This is a genomic window from Pontibacter toksunensis (genome assembly GCF_042686245.1).
Lineage (GTDB): Bacteria > Bacteroidota > Bacteroidia > Cytophagales > Hymenobacteraceae > Pontibacter > Pontibacter toksunensis.
This window is the reverse complement of record NZ_JBHUOX010000019.1, coordinates 73,072-93,257: the sequence shown is the minus strand read 5'-3', so window position 1 is coordinate 93,257 and position 20,186 is coordinate 73,072. Positions and strand designations below refer to the sequence as shown.

At 38.7% G+C, this 20,186-nt stretch carries 18 protein-coding genes; all 18 read right to left on the bottom strand.

The window, feature by feature from the left end:
* Positions 1–12: 12 nt before the first annotated feature.
* Positions 13–1,377: a hypothetical protein gene (locus tag ACFS7Z_RS20585; protein ID WP_377488806.1), complete on the bottom strand. Its 1,365-nt coding sequence runs from the start codon at positions 1,375–1,377 to the stop codon at positions 13–15.
* Between the two features lie 81 nt (positions 1,378–1,458).
* Complete coding sequence (locus ACFS7Z_RS20580; RefSeq protein WP_377488803.1) at positions 1,459–2,703, bottom strand: glycosyltransferase; 1,245 nt, start codon at positions 2,701–2,703, stop codon at positions 1,459–1,461.
* Between the two features lie 27 nt (positions 2,704–2,730).
* Positions 2,731–3,231, bottom strand: a complete 501-nt coding sequence (locus ACFS7Z_RS27445) for an acyltransferase (RefSeq protein ID WP_449301467.1) — start codon at positions 3,229–3,231, stop codon at positions 2,731–2,733.
* 94 nt (positions 3,232–3,325) lie between these two features.
* Positions 3,326–4,462, bottom strand: a complete 1,137-nt coding sequence (locus ACFS7Z_RS20570) for a hypothetical protein (protein ID WP_377488800.1) — start codon at positions 4,460–4,462, stop codon at positions 3,326–3,328.
* Between the two features lie 93 nt (positions 4,463–4,555).
* The gene (locus ACFS7Z_RS20565) at positions 4,556–5,572 is read right to left on the bottom strand and encodes a glycosyltransferase family 2 protein (protein ID WP_377488797.1); all 1,017 of its coding nucleotides are present in this window, start codon (positions 5,570–5,572) and stop codon (positions 4,556–4,558) included.
* A gap of 189 nt (positions 5,573–5,761) precedes the next feature.
* On the bottom strand, positions 5,762–7,081 hold the full coding sequence (locus tag ACFS7Z_RS20560; RefSeq protein WP_377488794.1) for a polysaccharide biosynthesis protein: 1,320 nt from the start codon (positions 7,079–7,081) through the stop codon (positions 5,762–5,764).
* Positions 7,082–7,140: 59 nt separating this feature from the next.
* On the bottom strand, positions 7,141–9,486 hold the full coding sequence (locus tag ACFS7Z_RS20555; protein ID WP_377488791.1) for a GumC family protein: 2,346 nt from the start codon (positions 9,484–9,486) through the stop codon (positions 7,141–7,143).
* A 12-nt stretch (positions 9,487–9,498) separates the two neighbouring features.
* A complete protein-coding gene (locus tag ACFS7Z_RS20550; RefSeq protein WP_377488788.1) occupies positions 9,499–10,275 on the bottom strand; it encodes a polysaccharide biosynthesis/export family protein in 777 nt (258 codons plus the stop codon).
* Between the two features lie 520 nt (positions 10,276–10,795).
* Positions 10,796–11,962, bottom strand: coding sequence for a DegT/DnrJ/EryC1/StrS family aminotransferase (locus ACFS7Z_RS20545; RefSeq protein ID WP_377488785.1), 1,167 nt, complete (start codon positions 11,960–11,962; stop codon positions 10,796–10,798).
* The gene (locus ACFS7Z_RS20540; RefSeq protein WP_377488782.1) at positions 11,941–12,975 is read right to left on the bottom strand and encodes a GDP-mannose 4,6-dehydratase; all 1,035 of its coding nucleotides are present in this window, start codon (positions 12,973–12,975) and stop codon (positions 11,941–11,943) included. Before ACFS7Z_RS20540 ends, ACFS7Z_RS20545 begins: the two co-directional genes overlap by 22 nt.
* Positions 12,968–13,330, bottom strand: coding sequence for a hypothetical protein (locus tag ACFS7Z_RS20535; protein ID WP_377488779.1), 363 nt, complete (start codon positions 13,328–13,330; stop codon positions 12,968–12,970). Before ACFS7Z_RS20535 ends, ACFS7Z_RS20540 begins: the two co-directional genes overlap by 8 nt.
* A gap of 67 nt (positions 13,331–13,397) precedes the next feature.
* The gene (locus tag ACFS7Z_RS20530) at positions 13,398–14,036 is read right to left on the bottom strand and encodes a class I SAM-dependent methyltransferase (protein WP_377488776.1); all 639 of its coding nucleotides are present in this window, start codon (positions 14,034–14,036) and stop codon (positions 13,398–13,400) included.
* A gap of 87 nt (positions 14,037–14,123) precedes the next feature.
* Complete coding sequence (locus ACFS7Z_RS20525; RefSeq protein WP_377488773.1) at positions 14,124–15,098, bottom strand: glycosyltransferase; 975 nt, start codon at positions 15,096–15,098, stop codon at positions 14,124–14,126.
* Between the two features lie 11 nt (positions 15,099–15,109).
* Positions 15,110–15,754, bottom strand: coding sequence for an acetyltransferase (locus ACFS7Z_RS20520; RefSeq protein ID WP_377488770.1), 645 nt, complete (start codon positions 15,752–15,754; stop codon positions 15,110–15,112).
* Complete coding sequence (locus ACFS7Z_RS20515; RefSeq protein ID WP_377488767.1) at positions 15,747–16,871, bottom strand: DegT/DnrJ/EryC1/StrS family aminotransferase; 1,125 nt, start codon at positions 16,869–16,871, stop codon at positions 15,747–15,749. The genes ACFS7Z_RS20520 and ACFS7Z_RS20515 overlap by 8 nt, the downstream gene beginning before the upstream one ends.
* Position 16,872: 1 nt before the next feature.
* A complete protein-coding gene (locus ACFS7Z_RS20510; RefSeq protein ID WP_377488764.1) occupies positions 16,873–17,376 on the bottom strand; it encodes an acyltransferase in 504 nt (167 codons plus the stop codon).
* 3 nt (positions 17,377–17,379) lie between these two features.
* Positions 17,380–18,432 (bottom strand): Gfo/Idh/MocA family protein, encoded by a 1,053-nt coding sequence (locus ACFS7Z_RS20505; protein WP_377488761.1) that lies wholly within the window; start codon positions 18,430–18,432, stop codon positions 17,380–17,382.
* Between the two features lie 70 nt (positions 18,433–18,502).
* Entirely contained in the window at positions 18,503–20,179 is a 1,677-nt protein-coding gene (locus tag ACFS7Z_RS20500; RefSeq protein WP_377488758.1) for a hypothetical protein, read from the bottom strand.
* Positions 20,180–20,186: the final 7 nt, after the last annotated feature.

Sequence of the window (20,186 nt, the reverse complement as noted above, 5' to 3'; positions counted from 1 at the left end):
TAACAATCATGATTAGGATGAAGATGCATCTGGTTCAGGCACTCGAAGAGAAGCAATAATGAGTCCGGCAATGAGTACAGAAAAGCCTAATGATGTTGGCTGCGCCCATTGTGCCTGGGGGATAGTTAAAAGCCCTAAGCTTAGCAACATCCAAGGTAAAATATTACCTTGATTTAAATTAGAGTAACTTGCATGTGTTAGTTTGGCACTCAAGCATAAGCGTAAAGCTATCACAGAAAGCCCTAACAAAGGGCCTAGTTCTCCAACTGTTCTTGCCCATTCTTCTTCAGCAATGAGAAACTCTTTTTTTCCGGCCAATAACATACTTCCAACATTGGTTCCCATTCCTAAACCGTATCCAAAGAAAGGTATGTCGGAGGAATTAGTTAGGGCTCCAATCAATCCTCCTAAATAGCGATCTAATAATACACCATCCAATCCTCCCTCCTGTGTATTTGCAGAATCAAAGCGCGCAAAAAAAGCCTCTGTTGCTGTTTGGAAAAAACTTGTCTGGCTTAAAATAGCTAATGCAATAAAGCCAGCTAAACAAGAAAGAACCATTCGTCCGAAAAATTGAGTATCCTTTGAAGCAGCTACAATTGAAAATACCAATGAAATAATAACTTGAAAGAAAAGAGTACGACTAATAGATAAAGGAATGGCGGCTAAGAGTGCCACTGTAGCAACAATAAGTACTAACCGGTTAATGTTTTTCAATTGAAACCAAAAATAAAATACGAAGCAGGCAACCAACCCATAAAAAAGCGTAGTGCCATTGGTAAAAGAGAAAGTAGCCGGAGGACGGAAATACCCCATTGCTCCTCCAAAACCGGCTCCGGACATATCTCCTCCAACGCCCCTGTTCACCCATGCTGACTGTGGACTGTAGAACTGCAATGCAATCAGTATTGTCATTGGAACAGCTAACCAAAGGGTGATCTTCCCTAACTTAAGCACATCATCGCGGTTAAAAATACGGCCAATCACGAAAATAAAGGGAAAGTGGATAATAAAAATGCGTAATCCATATAGCGCAACATAAAGATTACCATGCCCAAAAAAGACAGCAGTAAATACTCCGAAGAGCCCTACTGTGATCATGCCTGACATAAATATATTACTAGGAAGCAATCCCCTTTGCCACACAGATAATACCAACCATAGTGCTAGTGGATCCCGAACTATTAACAAAGGTGTTGCTAACCCAGGAAAAAACCATTTTCGTAATGCCCCCTCGAATAGCAGCAGAAAGAAGTATAACCAAACTCCTTTTTTCAGCAAAAGCAATTCACTATCAGAAGACGCCTCTCCTATTCTATATACTTGCTTTCCCATACCTGTATAATGTACAGGCTTCAAAGCCTCTTTTTCCTTCAAAGTAGGTGTCATGATAGTATTCGCATTGAGAACAAGCCTAAACTGCTACTTTTAAAACTGCTCTTATTTTTACTGTTCTAATTAAGCAACATGATTTAATACTGCCGCTGTTAATTCTCTTTTATATCCTTCCCAAGTTCTGTTACTTGCTGTTCTCAATGCCTCTTGTCCGGCTTCAGCGATCATCTCCGGGCGCTGAAGTACCTCTTCTACTACAGCCTGTAGCGAAACAGTTGATCCGGCCTCTACTATCCACCCATTGTGTCCATGACTGATTAGTTCAGGACCAGCAGATCTATCTGAGGCAATGACCGGAGTACCTTGAGACATGGCCTCAGCGATTACAAGCCCAAACCCATCGAACAATGAGGGGAATACTAAAATGTCATTTTCTCGCATGAGTTTCAGTATTCCTTCATGATGTAAGGAAGGAATCCATCTGCACGTAGTTAATGCTTTATCTAAAGCACCACAGTTATTATTAGGTTTATGCCCAACTACAGTAAGTTCAACATGGCTTCCTAAAGCTTTTGCTACAGCGAAAAGATCAGCGATTCCTTTCTGCTGCGTTAGCTTCCCTACAAATAGGAGTCGTAAAGGACGTGAACCAGACAACGCTTCATATACTTTTGGACCAGCAGTTGGAGGAAAACCATATGGAACAACTTCTACTGGTGCAGTTCTAAATGGGCATTCCTCAAGCGTTTTTGCCGTAAAACGGCTAGCAACAAAGATGCGATCAGCCAAGATCAACTCTTCGTCTTTTCGTTTTAGCTTTGCGTCAGAGTCTTTGAATCCTGACATTGTTGGTATCCACTCTGGCCAGCGTTCATACTCCTTCTCCAATAGACGCCTTGCAGCCCTCCAGTGACCTGTTGGCAAGTCATACAGGCACTGCAATCCAAATTTCTTTGCTGCACGAAAAGTTGCGACAGCGCCATCTTCATACGCATAGACCACACTCGCTCCCCGATAACACGAACTTTGCAGGCTGCTTGCTACGCGCCGGTCCAGATCCTGATAGATTGCATCTATACAGAATCGCCCTCTCTCATGCTCAGTAAGGTTTGTTAAACCCACTCTTGATGCAGCAAGTCTGCTTATCTCATACCAGGGCCACGTATGAGTAACTGGTCTTAGAGCCGGATCAAAACGGCGTCTACGTATCTCAGAAAAAGGGCTTATTCCTCCCAGACGATCCAGTAAACTGCCGGGGAAAGATGCGATTGCAGTATGAAATGCATCTAATAGTTTTGCATCCATGAACCCAGATGCTGCGGAGCGGACATTAGCATTGCCTGTAGGATGAGAGAAAATTAACTTCATTAGATTCCGCAATAAATATTTTGACGTTTATCCTAAAAGCCAAGCCCTGTTTGCTGCCAAAAACTCACAGGGGTTATAATTCAACTCGCTGCAGCGCATTTTCGAAATCGGCTTTGCTGGATTACCAACAACAACGGTTCTAGGTGCAACAGACTTACTAACTACTGCTCGGGCACCAACAACTGCACCATACCCTATACAAACTCCTGGAAGTATCATAGCACCTGTTCCAATCCAGGCATAATCTTCTATTATGACCGTTTTCTTCACAAGATTCCAATTTGGATCATGTAGGTCATGAGAAGCGGTTAGAATTTCTACACCATCATTGATGCAAACCCTTTCACCAATTTCAATCTGATCATGAAGGGCCATATATACCTGCCCAAGGAAAGATAAGGGACCTACCTTGAGCAATTCTTTACGCCCTTCTACGGCAACTTCCCCTATTTCTGCGGTTTCGTGTATAGTAGCACCTGCTTTCACTAATTGCATCCGGCGACTATTTCGCCCTAAAAGTTCAGGCATTGAAAAAAAACGTTTGCCCCAGGCTCGGAAAAAATTAACCGATCTTATAGGGAACCTTGCCCGTCGTTCCCATAGATAATGTAAACTTGCCATATCAAAAGGTACCTAAAATGGAGTCAACAAACTGGCGAGAGACGTTCGCAACGGTATTGGAAGAATCTATAATCTGTCTCTTTTGTAGACATGCCTTCAAATTACCCGGAATGTACTCCATTACACCACTAGGCGGCTCAACAAGAAGGTGTACTGGTGGCTTCCAAAATTTGGATACGCATAAAACAGGTAAATTATGACTAAGCATTGCCGCCACTGCTCCACTTTTTTCTGCCAAAGCTGCAGGAGTCGTTACGATCCCCAGAGATGCTCTACTCATAATCAAAGAAATTTGCTCCGAACTTTGCTCCCCTAATATGTTTATAACCAAGCCTGCATCTTTCCATACATGAGCCCAATATTCCTGCTCAGTTCCACAGCGACCCACAATAGTCAAGGATGATAGCACCATACCCTCCCTGACAAGTTCTGAAACCTCATTTGCAAAAAACTCTACTGGAGCGCCTGGATGAATTGTTCCAAAGAGAACCCAAGTATTCGGTTTTTCTTTTTTTAACATACCTATCAATTGTTCAGGAAGTGCGTCTGTAGGTGGTATATTGGTAAATAAAGGAAGAAGGCTTGCGTCTATTCTACAATTCATTAATTGTTTCTGGTACAGTTGGGAGTGCGTATGGATAATGCTTGGTTTCAAATGAGTTACCAAAGAACATATGATAACTCGTTGAAGCTTTCCCCATAATATTTCCTTTGTTGATGCCCTGACATTCATACCAACCCACAACTCGTGAAACATCACATGCCAACGCTTTCCTTTACCTAGCCAAACCAATTTTCTACTCAATCCGAATGGCAAACCTTTTGAATGATATGAGAAAGGAACATACTGAAGGCTCAGCCATTCCGGATCGAAATCATCAATCCATGTTTTAGCTTTTTTGAAGCGCTCCTTCATGGTTAAAAATGAAGGCAAACGAAGTAAAGGTATTTCTAATAAGCCACATAATTGAACACTATTCAGCTCTTCTTTGATAAAAAAATCATTCAATGCTATGATACCAACTCTGCTACCTCGTCTTATTAATTCTCCTGCAAGCAGGCGAGTATAATCACCCACGCCATCGCAACCTGGTTGTAAAGAACCTGTTATAAAGACAATTTTTAGAACATGTTGCATTGATGTATCCTATTACTTTAGTTCAAGTAACTATTCTGTATCATCTCTTGAGGTTTATTCTATAGCAATCTTGAAAGTATTATAAACCAGAAATTACCTTTTAATAATCTTTATAATCCTCTTTATATCTTTTATTGATCTATTTATAAAATTAAAGTATAGTCTGATAATAAACCTATATATTATATTAGGTGGAACGATTGGGGTATTGGGTAAATCTTTGCTACCATTTTTTATTAAACTAACACGCATTTTTTCCCAATCATGTTCCCATATATCATCTTGATAAAATCGCCTCACCCCATAAGTTTTAAACATCTCAAGAGCTTCCACATCGTACCAATACAAGTCACTACCGCTGATCGTGTGCATATTTACTCCTCTCCTTTCCCAACCCGCAAACCATTTACTATCGGATATCTCATGCCTATCTCCTTCAGTTTTGAAATCATTCTTCGAATTATAGTCTCTTCTTCTTACACGCAGAGATTTACTACAGTTTATATTTTCTATCATACTGTACAACCTCATTTTAGAGAATTGAGCATCGAGTCTAGCTAAAGCATAATGCAGAAACTTAATTTCCTTTAGATAGAATTTTGCAGCATACGAAGGAGTTGGTATTCGGGTGCTATGAATAGGAGAGGGTTTATGTTCTGCTCCATCATCTACATAACCCAAAGGCCAGCCATTGCCATCATAGCGTATAACAGTATTAGTAGATTTATAAAAAGTAGGTTTTTCAAAGTACAAAACAGTACCCAAGGGAGCTTCGATCATCTTTTGCCAATCATCTGTCAGCATAGCATTAGCAGCTAGAATTTCATCAGCATCTATTGCTAAAAGGATATTTCCTAACCCATAAAGTCTTCTAGCAGTGCTAATTAATAGAAGTTGTCTTTCATTCTCATTGTAAACCCTCTTCTCGTTTTTTATAACTTTAACCTTGGAATACTTTTTATATATCTCTAGTGAGCCATCTGTTGATAACTGATCGGCAATAATGATATGATCAGCAAAAAAACTACAAACCTGCAGGAAACGCTCTAAAATCCATGCCTCATTTTTAACAGGTGTTAGTACTATAATTTTTTTATGACCTAGATCCATCACAATAAATTTATACGTTTAGAGATAAAGCTGTTTATTGCCGCTCTAAGTTGCATCTAATCTTAGAATTAGCTCCGTTGTTTTAGCACGATAAATACTATCTGCTTAAATATTAAATGTCATAAATGTGATTATTTTTCAGTATAAATAGAGCTATTGGGCTTTACCCTAAACTTCATTAATATAATTTCAAAACTTAATAAATCTCTGCAAATCATGTTTATCTATACCAATCAATTTGCAAACAGCATAAACCTCATTCATAATCAATTGCAGCACAGCTATAAAAATGTTCAGAAGTAAAATACCTTGCAAGCTTGAAACATCAAATAGGTATGCACTAAATATGATGCCTATAACACTAACAGGTACTAAAACGAATGGGGAAAGCACCCAGCCTCTACTTGAGCAAGTATGATATGTAACACCTGCTATAAAATTTGCGCAGGCACCTATCATAAATAAGAGCAGTTCTATCGACAGATTAGAATAATTTTCCCCTAATAACCACACTAACTCAGAGGAGAACAGCAACACAAACAAAACGAGGCTAATACTAAGAAGCAACAACACAAATTGGATTTGCAAAAATCGCTTTAGCAATATTTTAGATTCTGTGTTAAGCCTTGCAAATCTGGGCAAAATAAGGGTGTAAAACAGAACATAAAATATATTTATGACCATTGATAACCTACCTAGAGCCCCAATTTGAGCAACAGCTACAGTTGAACCAAAGATTGAAAGGAGCCAAATACTAATTTGACCAAAAAAGCAGTAATAAACAGAGTTGGGTAAAATACGTTTTACAATACTTAATATTTCATTCTTGATCACTGGATCAACTCTTAGGCTGAGGCTTGTATACTTAAAAGATAGTCTTTGCAGTTTTGAGTTAGCCCAAATTTGGGGTAAACCTGCAGCAAGTATGGCAACGCAGGCCCAAGGAAATACGAATAGACTTATACTTAACAGGCTAAGGCGACCAAAAGAAGTAACAATATGTATCTTTTGTAATGGTAATATTTCTTGCTTCAGTTTAGGAACAACCTCATATAAACTACTGTACAATATCGTTATTATAGCAGGTATAAGGGATGCTACTATCAATAAGGATGTGAAATAACTAGCCCCATTATGTTTTAGCAGGAATAATAAAACAGGGGTGGCTATAAGTAAGCTGCCAAAAGCAAGTTTTTTTCTTAAATCAAAGCCTACAGCTAAAACGCGCCCAAGTTCTTCGCGGTTATTATGTACTTTACCACCATAGGCCATTACCCCTGTTGACACTCCACCATCTGCTAAAACGGTTATTGTTCCTAGCATCGTATTAGCTATTGTGTATAGAGCATATTCATGTGTAGGAAGTAGGCGTATAACCAAGATTCCACATATAAAACTCACTGCCTGCACCACTACCTGCGCAGCACCAGTTAATGTTATTAACCTCCCCCATTTAACTGCTTTGGTGATACTTGGATTAGCATCTATCTGTTGCTTAAGCGTTTTCATATAACTTTGTGCTACAAGCTGCCTTTTTGGCATTGGTAAAAATTCCCATGGAATGTTTTTTAAACCTTCTCATTTGTCATATTCTTGTAATTACCATAGCTGTAACCGTAGCCATAACCGTAGTTGCTTCCATTGCCTTTCTTTGCATCGTTAAGCACAATCATCGGGTGACTTAATTCTTTATTCACATAGATATTCTCAATGATTGAAAGTTGTTTTTTGAAAGTATAATTAAATCGTACTAGGTATATAGTCGAGTCTACCAAAGAACTTAAGCAAAAAGCATCTGCGACTTGGCCAACAGGTGGCGTATCAATTATGATATGATCAAAGCTTTCTTTCAGTTCATTGATAAGATAAGCTAGCTTAGGAGACATCATTAATTCAGCAGGATCAGGAGGAATAGGGCCAGAGCGAATTACAAAAAGGTCTGAATTTACCTTCGATGGTTTTACTATATCATTTATAGTCACACCGTTTTCCGATACTAAATAATCTGCTATTCCTGGCCCATGTATTAGTCCTAGTTCCTTAGAAAGTTGAGGATTACGCAGATCTAATTCCATCAACACTACCTTTTTACCAGTTAAAGCCAAAGTAGCTCCTAAATTGAGACTAAAAAAAGTTTTGCCCTCACCACTCATACTTGATGTGATCAAGATAACTTTATTTTGCTTGTCAACAGCTGCAAACCGAAGTTTTGCACGGATAAGTCTGAACATCTCGACAAGTGGTGAACGATTACCCTTTGTTACCACAAGTGTTTCAGAAGAACTATTATGCATTAGCTCACCTAGAATGGGAGTAGCTGTTAATTGCTCAACATCACGCTGGTCTTGAACTTTAGTATTAAACAAATCCTTAAGGAAAATAGCAGTAAAAGGGACTACTAAGCCTAATAGAAATGACATAAAATAAATTGAATTCTTATTAGGACTAACTGGGTAATCGGTTGCTATAGCCGGATCAATCACTCGAGAGTTTGAAATATTTGCAGCCAAGGAAAGAGCAGATTCCTCACGCTTTTGAAGAAGGTAAAGATACAGATTTTGCTTTATAGACTGCTGTCTGTTAATTTCAAGCAATTCCCTCTCCATAGAAGGCACTTTACTAATCTTTGTTTGATATTGTCCTGAACTTGCCTTAAGATTATTGCTTGTAATGATCAAGCTGTTTTTTACATTATTAAGGTTATCCTTTATGTTAATCCTAAGATCTTCCAGTTGTTCATCAATGTTTTGAACTAAAGGATTATTTGGAAAAGCATTTTTCAGAATTCGTTCACGCTCTAGCTGCAATTCATTAAATTTTGCTATAAGTCCTGAAAGAGTAGGATCCTGGATGGCAAGGGTACTAGGTATCATTTTGTGCCGGTTTTCTTTGATACTTATATACTTTTCAATAGACTCAAGTATATCAGTTTGAATAGCCCAATCCGCTAATTTACTGTTGTATCCGCTTGCTTGCTCCAAGTATTGTGAAGCCTGTGTGCTCACATCCGTCAACTCGTTCTCGCGTTTATATCTCTCTACATCTTTTTCTACTTCAGTTAGTTCTGTTGTAATATATTTAAGACGTTCGTCTAAGAAATCTATAGTACTGGCTGCCTGAAGATTCTTATCTTCAATAGCTTCCTTATTGTATGTTTCTATTAACTTATTAATTATATGCTTTCCTTTATCAGGCAAGGGATCTACTAAACTTATTCTTAATACACTTGCATCTTCCCGCTTTGGAGTAATCTGCAGTTGTCGATTGTAATATTGTGCTACACTCTTTATATTCTGAAAGACAACAGTAATTTTCTGGCCTATGGGAAGTTCGGAAGACGAAACACCAGTTGCTGCAACAACAGTAAAACTTCCATAGGGTCTGATAATCTGTTGACCAAGTTTGCAAGGAACTTTAGTATCATTTTCTTCCACAAGATCATATCCGCTTCCAGACTTAAGAACAATAGCAACTGACATTCCAAAAGCAGTAGAATCAAAATTGCTTATGATGACTTTAATTGGTACATCTTTCCCATATACTTCAACATCATTTACATTACCCTCTACCAGATATCTTGTAGATAAATTCAACTCTCTTACTACCCGTTGCATTAAACGTAAAGAGTACATTACTTCAATTTCATTGTTGATGTTTTTGGTGGATTTCATCAAACCGAATTCTCCTACCCCTCCTACATCAGAATCATTATTATTGCTTTTCAATAATATTGTACTACTTATACTATATTGTGGTACTGTATAATACAAGCAGTATAAATAGGCTAATCCTAAGCCAAGTATACCTCCAGTTAAAAACAAATACCAATACCTTAAATATTTTCTCAATATTTCGTTTATATCCTTAGCATCAGGTTGTTCTTTTTTTAGTGGAAACAATTCTTTATTACTCATATCCTCCTAAAGTTAAAATACCTGAGACACTAAAATAGCTACTAATGACACCAAAGCAAGTCCTATGGATATACCATATTGTACATTGCTTCTTCCCTCACTTACCTGAACAGCCTTAACTTTATCTGGTTCTACATATATGATATCATTCTGCTTTAAGTAGAAGTAAGGAGAATTAAGCACCTCCTTGCTATTAAGATTAACCCTAGTGGTAATTCTTTTCCCTTCCTGCTCCCTTATTATCAAAACATTTTCTCTCTTTCCATAAGGAGTCATGTCACCTGCTAGTCCAAGTGCTTCTAATACGTTTATCTTTTCACTAGGAACATTGAAGGTCGAGGGCCTGGATACTTCTCCGATAACGGTTACTTTGAAATTTGTAAAATTAATAGTAACGATTGGATTACGAGCATATTTACTAAAAACAGTAGTTAGGGTATCTATTGCCTCTTCTTTTGTCAATCCAGCAAGACGCACTTTACCTAAAACTGGAAAAGTAACATAACCTTTCTTGTCAACTAGATAGGCTTCATTCTTTGTAGATGTTAGACCTCCATTTGAACTACTGGTTTGTATAACTCCTCTATTGAATAATATGTTTGACTCAGCACTTAAACTATTGATAGAGATATCAAGCAAATCATTAGTTTGAATTCTTGCTTCAATATCATTAGTTATATCTTCTATATTTGTTGTTTGTTCCTGTAGATCACTCAAATAAGTTAAATTTCTCTGTGAACATGAGAATGAAAGTAAAAGAATTATAATATAGAAGAGTTTAACTATCATAAGTATTCATTCTAAGTTTTACAAAAGATGCAGGAATGTTTTAAGATTTCTGAATAAGTTGTGCAGGTGCCTGAAACAGATGCCACCATTTAACAATTATATTATTTAATATAACTTTATAAATAAAGCTAAAAGCTATAACAAAAGCAAATCCATTAATACATTTTTGTATGAAAAATGTATTAATGGATTTGCTTATAAATTATTTAAAGCGTATGGAAGTTACACTACAATGAATATTATTGATAGCGCTATTATATCATGTGTTACAGAGCTTCATTAAAGTCCAGAAGTGACGCTTTATACCCATATCTAGTTGTTTATGCGCATTGTGTTTTACCTGTCTACTGGTGTTCCCTTCTTTGTAAGTGCTAGGGGCGGGTTAAAGCTATTGATTAATGAATAACAGAATCAATAGCAACATTTAATTGATAATGGTTCTTTCAAAAAACTTCAGGCGTATAATTTTTAATCAATCAGAAATGGCTTGTATATGTTTTAGTCTTGAAAGTAAGTTGTTCTAGTAAGTTAAAACTCTAGGAGCCATAAGAATATTAAAAAATGAATCAATCACATGGGTAACTTCATCCTCCTTCATGGGCACGTACAGTGGCAGTATAATAGAGTTGTCTTGCAAATCTTCTGAGACGGGCAAATTGATGTTTCCTTGAATATTTTTATAAGCTGTTTCCCTATGAGAAGTCATTACCCCTCTCCTACTGGCAATTCCTTTATCGAGCAATTCTTGCATAAGTGAGTTCCTGTCCAGAGGGCAGTCCCTTTTTAGATATATACTGTAGGACTGATAGTTACTGTAATACCCCTCTTTCTCTGAAGGTAAACGAATGAAATCTAAATCTTTGAATGCTTCGTTATAAGTTGCGGCAACTTTTCGCCGCTCCGATACTATCCAATCCAGCTTCTCCAGTTGTTTTATACCTACAGCAGCCTGTATGTCTGTCATACGGTAGTTATAGCCAACCTCTACATGATCCTCAAAAATGACTTTATTGGCTTCATGGCGCACCCGGTCATTCACAGACATGCCGTGCTGCCTTAAAAGCTTCAATCTTCTATAGTAATCTTCTCTGTTCGTGGTAATCATACCACCATCACCTGTTGAAATTACTTTCCTGGGATGGAAAGAAAAACACACTAGCTCTGAATTAGAACCAATCTTTTTCCCCTTATAAGCAGAGCCGGCAGCACATGCTGCATCTTCAATCAGCTTTAAATTGTACCTCTCGCTCAATTCTTTAAAAGCATCGATATCAGCAGGCATCCCTATCTGATGCACAATCAGAATGGCTTTGGTTTTATCCGTTATCTTCTTTTCAGCGTCAACAGGACTCAGGTTATAGGATTCTGGCTGTACCTCGGCAAAAACAGGCGTTGCACCAACGTACTTAATTGCATTTGCCGTAGCAATGTAGCTCATTGACGGACATATAACCTCATCCCCTGCTCCGACACCGGCAACTATCATGGAAAGGTGCAGAGCAGTAGTACAGTTAGAAACTGCTACAGCATACTTTACCCCTGTGTAGGCGGCAAACTTTTCCTCAAACTCCTGCACTTTTGGTCCCTGGGTGGTCCATCCAGTAAGGATGGTATCATAAGCAGCTTGTGCTTCTTCTTCTGTCAGGTAAGGTTTTGCGATAGGTATCATACGTTCTCTTTTATCCAATTAACTTCTTGAACTTCATTCAGCAGGTTACTTTCTTCTATTTTTTGTGAATAGTAGTTGATTGTTTCCTCCAATCCTTTATCAAAGCTATAGGAAGGTTTGAAACCAGTAAATTTTGTAAAATTATCAGCCTTTACCCACAGGCGGGGAACATCAGCGGGTCTATCAGGTTTGAAGGCTATTGTCAAATTGTTTTTACCCATTTTATGAAGCACTTTTTCCATTAGTTCCTTCATACTTATCTCTGTACCTGTACCAATATTAAACGTTTTTGCTACTATTTCTTCCTGTTCTGGTGTTCTAGCCATCTCCAAAAGTTTTACTAAAGCTGCCGCTGTATCTTTTACAAAAAAGAAATCTCTGGTTACACTGCCATCACCGAAAACAACAGGCTGCTTTTCATACAATATCCTCACTATACTTCTCGGTATGACTTCGCCCGCATCTCCCTCATAATGTGCACGTGGTCCATAATTATTGAAGATCCTAAGAACTGTAACTGGAAGCTGATAACACTCATGAAAGGCTTTGGTGTAGTGCTCACCTGCAAGTTTACTAGCACCATATACAGTAAGGGGATTGGTTGGAGAACTTTCAGTTATAGGAAAGTCCGTAGTACGTCCGTAAACCTCAGAGGTTGAAATATAGAAGAAATGCTGTACATTAGAACGTTTAGCGGCCTCCAAAATGTTTAGTGTTCCCTCGGCATTTACCTTATGGTTTTCAAAGGGACTGTGTAAGGAATGACGAACACCTAAGCACGCTAGGTGGAAGACATAGTCAACTTCCTGCATTGCCTCCTGACACACCTGCTTGTTTAAAATATCTCCTTCAATGAAGGTGAAGTGGTCTTGAGTAATAGCCTCTGCAAGATTGTCACGTGATCCATTGCTCAGGTTATCCAGAACTTTTACAGCATACCCTGCAGAAAGGAGATTATCAGTTAAATGAGAACCGATAAAACCTGCACCACCGGTAACAATTACTTTACATTTAGGGATTTTCTTATGCATGAGCTTGATTATTTAAACTAAGTATAACTATTCCACCAATAATCATAACAAAGCCTACAAATGAAACAAGAGAAAGCTTATCATGAAAAAGGTAATAGCCAACGCAGATGGTCAGTATAAAATTAAAACCTGTAGCAATAGGAATTATAAGAGAAAGACTATTCGTTGACAGCGCTTTAAATAAAACCAACCATGAAAGGACAATTAAAAGGGAAGCTATAACAAAATAAAAGTTAAAAGCAAATGAAATCCACTCATCAAGTGTGTCCAATTTTCTTTCATTAAGTTGCCATTTAATTAATGAAACACCTGAAACACTTAAGGTAGCATATATTATAGTATATAGAATCATCATAAGCATATATCAATGGAGTTTGTCTATCAGGGTTTTACAAGCAATTCTTTTAATAAAAATACTTTTATCAAAAGTTAGTACATCTTAAGATGCAGATAGTTTGGGGGATTCTAATCATATTGTGCTTTACTATAACTTCTACTTTTTTAAAAGCACTTCTACCAATCTCGCAATATTGCTCTGGATAACGTACGTGCTGCCCTCTATCCTTCGAACTCAAATATCTTGCTAATAGTGATTGCCCCTGACAATAAGTGTTGTCATAAGTATACATAACCCCACCTGGTCTCAAACAACTAGCGCCTACTTTAAACAAATTTTTACCTTCCTCATCATTTAAATGATGTAACAACCCCGTTGCTAGCACAATATCATATAATGAATTCTTAGTATTCGTCATTTCGTTAACCCTTTCGTTAATAAATGTTCCCCTACTACCGAATCGCTTTTTTGCATAGTCTATATAAGAAGCACTTAAATCGTAACCTACATAGGTTATATCCTTTGGTAAAAAATTCAAAATATATCCTTCTCCACAACCTATATCTAATATGCGGCAATTAGCATCAGGTTTAATAATGTCTTTAATATAGTTTTTGAAAGCTAAATCTATCCCTATCAGTCGTTGGAAGGTTTGATATACTATCGGATGAGACAGAACAGAACGGAAGCCGCTCTCTATTTGATCTTTTTCAACTTCAGCCATTTTCATAATTTTGATAATTTAACGAAATACTTTCACTACTTATAATCATAAGCAGGACAAAAGGGATATTTCAATTCTTCTTAAAAATTATTTTATATCCGTTAGTAATCTAGTATCAAGTATGGGCTGTAAAACTTCTTCCACTACTTCATCTATTACGAAAACCGGTCTTTTTCTACTAGCATCAAGAGTGCGCCAAAGGTATTCTGCAATGATGCCTAAAGATACGTTGGTAATACCAAATCCTACCATCAGGACAGATAGCAGTGCTGGCCACCCACTCTCTAAATCATCGAACATAACTTTGCGGAAGACAATATACCCTGTCCATATAATGCCAAGCAGGAAGAAAATAATACCGATAAAAGAAACTAAACGAATAGGGGCAAAGGAGAAAGCAACGAAAGAATCAATGAGCAGTTTTACTTTTTTAGACAGTGTCCATTTTGACTTCCCTCCAGTCCTAGCTAACTTGCTGTAAGTGATGCTTGACTGCTTAAAGCCAAGACTAAGAATTTGAATAAAAATAGATGAGTTGTTCTCAATATTATAATCCAGACATGCCTTTACTTTCTTGCTGAACATAACGACATCAAATCCCCTCCTAGGAAAATTGGGGACAGCATATTTGCGCATCAAGGCAGCATAGGCAGATGAAAATAACTTCTCGGTCTTAGCCGCGGCCGTTGAGTTTCTAAATGCCCAGGTGATATCTACCCCTTTTCTCTCCATCTCATCATACAGTTGGCTTACCAGTGTAAGTGGGTCCTGAAGATCAGCATACATAAAAGTGATATAGTCTCCCTTCGCCCTTAAAATACCTGCTCTTAATGCAGCATGTGAGCCAAAATTTCTGGAGAATCCAATTATCTTGTACGAGTAGGAATGATGAGGGGCCTTTTTAAGTTTAGCCATGGTGTCATCCGAGGATCCATCATTCACAAAGATTATTTCCGCTGAAAACCTCGTCTCATCTCGAAAGTATGAGTTTAACTCGTGCACCAGATGGTCAATGTTTTCTGACTCGTTGAAAACTGGAATGATTACAGATACCTTCGTCATATGTAAAAACTCTAAAGCACTACCTTATTTACTTGCGCATTTAAATTTCTGGCTGGGTTTCCGACCATTTTTGCATCATCTGGTACATTCGTAAGAATATTACTTCCCAAGCCTATCAGTGATGCGTCACCTATACTTATGCCGTTTATAATATTTGTGCCGCTTCCGATGTAGCAGTTGCTACCTATAATGGTGCCGCCTGCCACCGCCACGTTGCTCCCGATTAATGTATAGTCGCCCACCACACTTTCATGATGAATAACTGAATTTGGTAAAATACAGACATGATTACCAATTCGGGCATTACTGGTGAGTACCACCCCAGCCATTATGAGGCAATTGGTTCCGATTTTCACATTTCTACCAATTGAAGCATTAGGGTGAGTGGCTGTAATAAACCTGCTGCTAGCAATACCAAGTGAGCTAATTATTTCCTTCCTTTTCCGAAATGAAGTTGGGCTTCCGGGAACTGCCAGCACGTAAAACTCCTTGAAAGTGTGCAAGATTTCACGGGTATAAATCTCATAGTCTTCGGACTTCTTCAACGGGTTGTCATCCACAAAACCAACAAGATCATACGAGTCAAAGCTAATGCAATCAAGAGCCTCCAGGCCGTTCCCATTGAAAGGGAAAATAATCAGCTTCTTTTTAGCCATGTTCATAAGAGTTAAGCACGCTGATCACATAACTTACTTCCTCATCCGACAACTCAGCATACATGGGTAACGACAGACAGTGGCTGGCCAGGTACTCTGCGTTAGGGCAATCCCCTTCTCTATATTGTAAGTGGGCATAAGCTCTCTGCAGGTGGCACGGCACAGGGTAATGCAACCCTGGGTAAATATTGTTATGGTTCAAATACTTCAACAGTCCATCGCGGTCCTCTGTTGTCACCACAAAAAGGTGATATACAGATTCTGCCCATTCCGGTTGATGCTGCATCTGTAAATGCTTATTCTTGACCTCAGACTGATAGCGCTCTGCAATTTCTCTTCTGCGGCTGTTCCAGCCTGGCAGGTACTTCAACTTCACGTTCAAAGAGGCGGCTTCAAGTCCTCCCATCCGCATGTTATAACCAACCTCATCATGGTAGTAGCGAACCCTAGAGCCATGGTTTCTCAGGCTAAGCAGGTGCTTGTAATAAGCTTCATTACCCGTTGTAATTCCTCCAGCTTCCCCACAGGCTCCCAGGTTTTTACCCGGGTAAAAACTGAAACACGCCATCTCTCCAAAACCTCCAACCGGGGTTTCTTTGAATTTGGCACCTTGCGCCTGGGCTGCATCCTCGAGCAGGTACAGGTTAAATTTCCTGCAAATTGACTTTAAGGCCACCACATCAAAAGGCTGACCGTATAAGTGCACACCTATGATAGCTTTTGTCCGGGAAGTAATTTTCTCTTCAATTTTGGCTGCATCTATTTGCCAGGTGTCGGGGGTGCAGTCTACAAAAACGGGTATAGCACCTGTGTAAGTCACTCCCCAGGCCGTGGCTATAAATGTATTGGCCGGAACAATCACCTCATCCCCAGTTCCTATACCTAAAGCAAGCAAGGCCAGATGTAAAGCAGATGTTCCGTTGTTTACGCCTACTGCATATCCTGTGCCGCAGAAAGACGAAAAGTTTCTTTCAAACTCCTCCACGAAAGGACCACCAGAAAAAGCAGTCTCTTCATATACTCTCTCGAAAGCTTCAAAAACCTCCTTTTTAATTTGCTGATGCTGACCTTTCAGGTCAAGGCAGGGTATTTTTTCCCGCAGCGCTATCACTTCCATATCACACAACTATTTGGTCAGCGTATTTGATTAATCTGGCTGGATTACCAGCCACTACAGCGTTCTCAGGTACATCTTTAGTAACAACAGACCCAGCTCCAATAATGGCTCTTTTTCCAATGCGCACACCGCAAAGGATGGTGGCACTGGAACCTATAGAAGCACCTTCCTCCACATAGGTTTCAATGCAACTCCAGTCTGTTTCTGCCTGCAAAGAGCCGTCTTCATTAGTTGCCCTGGGGAATTTATCGTTTATGAAGGTGACATTGTGTCCCACAAATACGTTATCAGCGATGTGAACACCCTCACAGATAAAAGTATGGCTGGATATTTTGCAGTTTTTACCGATAGAGGCACCTTTCTGTATCTCCACAAATGTGCCGATCTTTGTGCCGTCGTCTATACTACACCCATAGGCATTTACGAAGTTGTAAATCTTCACCTCCTTGCCGAGCCTTACATTATGAAGACTTTGCTTACTATTATCTATTGTAACTGTTTCCATATATCAGATTAAAACTTCATGTCCATGATGAATAACTGGCACTGTAATATCCTGCAGCACAACTTCTCTACCACAGTGCTTGATTGATTTATTTGATGCCTCCAGAATCCGGACAACATCTAAACCGAGATGGCAGGAAGACTTAGGCTGCTTCTTTTCCTGTACAGACGAAATGAAGTCATTAGCCATACCTAAAAGCGCCTCAGTTGTGGCAAGTTTCGGAACGTGTATATCTCCTGTTCTATAATCAACTAATACCCGTTTTTTCTCCTCATCATTTGAATAACTGTAGCCTGTGTCATATACCTTGATTTTTTCTGTCGGCTCCAGGTCGTTGTATAGAATCATTTTTTGGTCCCCCCCAATCAACATCATCCTTACCTTCACAGGGCTTGTCCAGGAGCAATTAAAGTGAGCAATAAAGCCTGAAGCATAGTTTACTGTCAGGTAAGCGATATTCTCAATGTTGTTATTGGTGTGGGTAATGCCAGTTGCGTTTATACTATATGGGCGTTCATCCACTATATAATTAAGAATAGATATGTCATGAGGCGCAAGATCCCAAAGCACATTGATATCGGATTGAAAGAGGCCAAGGTTGATTCTGGTCGAATCCAGGTATTTGATGTTTCCCAGCTCCTGACCATCCACCAGTTGTCTCATTTTCTCAACGGCACCGGTATATAAGAACGTATGATCCACCATAAGCAGCACGCCCTTTTGCTCAGCCAGGTTTATAAGTAGCTCAGCTTCCTCCACAGATGAAGCCATAGGCTTTTCGATAAGTACGTGTTTCCCCTCCGCAAGTGCCTTCCTAGCCAGTGTGAAATGAGTGGAAACAGGTGTTGCAATTACCACAGCGTCAATCCCTGGGTCGTAAATGATCTCCCTTGCATCTTTTACTCCCCTGATAGAAGGAAATACTTTTTCCAGTTGCTGCAATCGTTCAGGTCGTGCATCTGCCACAGCTTTAACACAGCAATCATTTGCGGCGTAAAAATTCCTTACCAGATTGGGACCCCAGTACCCATAGCCAATTATTCCAACGTTTACCATAGCTTCTGTAGTTATAGGGATGAATAATTAAAGTTATATATTTATCGATATATATATTATCTTCTAACTTCTATAATTTCCTTCGTTCGTACAATTCGTATGTTCCTACACTCTCCCTTCCTAAAAGATATGTACCCAATATTCCTAAGGTTCTGTTTTTGAATAATGGGCTTTCTTTTTCAGTAAGAGTTTCTGCTTTATTGGTTTCTAAGGTATTGCAATAGTACAAACCTGAAGCTTCTAGAGTCTCCTTAAGTTCTCCATTTACTGATCCTTCAGAAAAAATTGCATAGTCCATAACAGATAAAAGTTCAAGTAGCTGTTTTTGAGGCTCGTATTCGTTACCACTTATAAAATTACCATCGCTGTCATGATCGAAATGCACGTAGGGTGTGTACATTTGCCAACCAAGTGAACGGCCAGCAAAATAGAATTCATATGTAAACCCCAGAAGAACTTTATAATTTCCTGCCCCAATGTGAGAATTTGATACCCTATATATTCTAATTTGATCACTTTCGTCAGGTTTATTGAGTCCTATGGCTGTTCTTACAAATAGAGAAAGGCTAACAGACCATGTAACAAGAATGATCAACACAGTGGTATTGTATTTTTTTATTAAGTTTTTTGAATTTTGTTTTTTTGATTGTATAAAAGAACAACTAATTAGAACAAGAAAATATGGCAACAGGTATAAAAGTCTTTGCTCGTAGATCTGAGAGGCAAATATTATTCCTGCTGCTAAAAGAGTGGCAATGAAAATTCGCTTATCGAAACGAAGGAAAAGCCCTACAAGAGCAAATATTAAAAATAAGGGACTAAAGGTTTTAATAAACGCTTTCAACATTTTCAACCATTGTTTGTATTCTAACAAAGCAAAAAAGCGTTCGAAAAAAGACATTGAAGAATTGACATTATTTGACAACATTGTTGTCATGTCACCGAATATTAGAAAAAAATGCTGTGCAATAGGTATTAGTAGTAACATACTTGTTATTAATCCACCTAAAGCAAAATACCCTCCCCTCAACCATATTACTTGCCTCTTAGTAATAAATTTGTCTTCAGTATTATCAAATTTAAAAAGCTCAATCACAATAAGAGGGTATAGAAATACACCAGAGGGCCATATTAGAGCAGAAATTGCCGCCAGTCCACCAGCAATAACTAAGCGGAATTTAGCCTGATTATTATTTTTAACTATATCAGTTCCATGCAGAATCCAACAGCAGCACAAGCAACAACCTAATACCCAGCTATCTACTCTACCTATACGCTGAGATAACAAAAATAACGGATCTAATAAAAATGCAAGGCTTAAGCCAAAGGCAGCGTACTTTGGTACTCTTCGAACGATAAGCCAACCTAACGCCATAGTAGAGGCAAATAGCCCTCCTAAAAGAGATGCTACTTTTGGCCCTAAGCTTGAATAACCACTCATCATGAAACTTGCCTCCGAGATAAGTGGCCCTAAGTACGACCACAATAATATAGGCTTCTCCTCTGCAACACGCCATGATATAGACCATGTGCTATTTGGATTGAGAGTTAGCCTTCCATAATCAATGATTTGAGCTTCATCCTTGTAGAAAAGAAGTAAACTATCAAGCGTCAGTAGTTGAACAACTAAAGCTAAAGTCAAAGCGAATCCCCACATCAACCAAACCATCTTCATAGAGGTATCAGCAGCGGGTGTAGAGGTCACCGCATTTATTGGAAATTGATGTGTTGTTAATTTGGTTTTCACAGCATGT

Excerpts from the sequence above, each read along its gene's own strand:
- ACFS7Z_RS20550 (WP_377488788.1), bottom strand. The coding sequence starts at position 10,275 with ATGATAGTTAAACTCTTCTATATTATAATTCTTTTACTTTCATTCTCA.
- ACFS7Z_RS20580 (WP_377488803.1), bottom strand. The coding sequence starts at position 2,703 with ATGAAGTTAATTTTCTCTCATCCTACAGGCAATGCTAATGTCCGCTCC.
- ACFS7Z_RS20505 (WP_377488761.1), bottom strand. The coding sequence starts at position 18,432 with ATGGTAAACGTTGGAATAATTGGCTATGGGTACTGGGGTCCCAATCTG.
- ACFS7Z_RS20540 (WP_377488782.1), bottom strand. The coding sequence starts at position 12,975 with ATGCATAAGAAAATCCCTAAATGTAAAGTAATTGTTACCGGTGGTGCA.
- ACFS7Z_RS20515 (WP_377488767.1), bottom strand. The coding sequence starts at position 16,871 with ATGGAAGTGATAGCGCTGCGGGAAAAAATACCCTGCCTTGACCTGAAA.
- ACFS7Z_RS20525 (WP_377488773.1), bottom strand. The coding sequence starts at position 15,098 with ATGACGAAGGTATCTGTAATCATTCCAGTTTTCAACGAGTCAGAAAAC.
- ACFS7Z_RS20570 (WP_377488800.1), bottom strand. The coding sequence starts at position 4,462 with ATGCAACATGTTCTAAAAATTGTCTTTATAACAGGTTCTTTACAACCA.
- ACFS7Z_RS20530 (WP_377488776.1), bottom strand. The coding sequence starts at position 14,036 with ATGGCTGAAGTTGAAAAAGATCAAATAGAGAGCGGCTTCCGTTCTGTT.
- ACFS7Z_RS20560 (WP_377488794.1), bottom strand. The coding sequence starts at position 7,081 with ATGAAAACGCTTAAGCAACAGATAGATGCTAATCCAAGTATCACCAAA.
- ACFS7Z_RS27445 (WP_449301467.1), bottom strand. The coding sequence starts at position 3,231 with ATGCCTGAACTTTTAGGGCGAAATAGTCGCCGGATGCAATTAGTGAAA.
- ACFS7Z_RS20520 (WP_377488770.1), bottom strand. The coding sequence starts at position 15,754 with ATGGCTAAAAAGAAGCTGATTATTTTCCCTTTCAATGGGAACGGCCTG.
- ACFS7Z_RS20565 (WP_377488797.1), bottom strand. The coding sequence starts at position 5,572 with ATGGATCTAGGTCATAAAAAAATTATAGTACTAACACCTGTTAAAAAT.
- ACFS7Z_RS20555 (WP_377488791.1), bottom strand. The coding sequence starts at position 9,486 with ATGAGTAATAAAGAATTGTTTCCACTAAAAAAAGAACAACCTGATGCT.
- ACFS7Z_RS20510 (WP_377488764.1), bottom strand. The coding sequence starts at position 17,376 with ATGGAAACAGTTACAATAGATAATAGTAAGCAAAGTCTTCATAATGTA.
- ACFS7Z_RS20535 (WP_377488779.1), bottom strand. The coding sequence starts at position 13,330 with ATGATGATTCTATATACTATAATATATGCTACCTTAAGTGTTTCAGGT.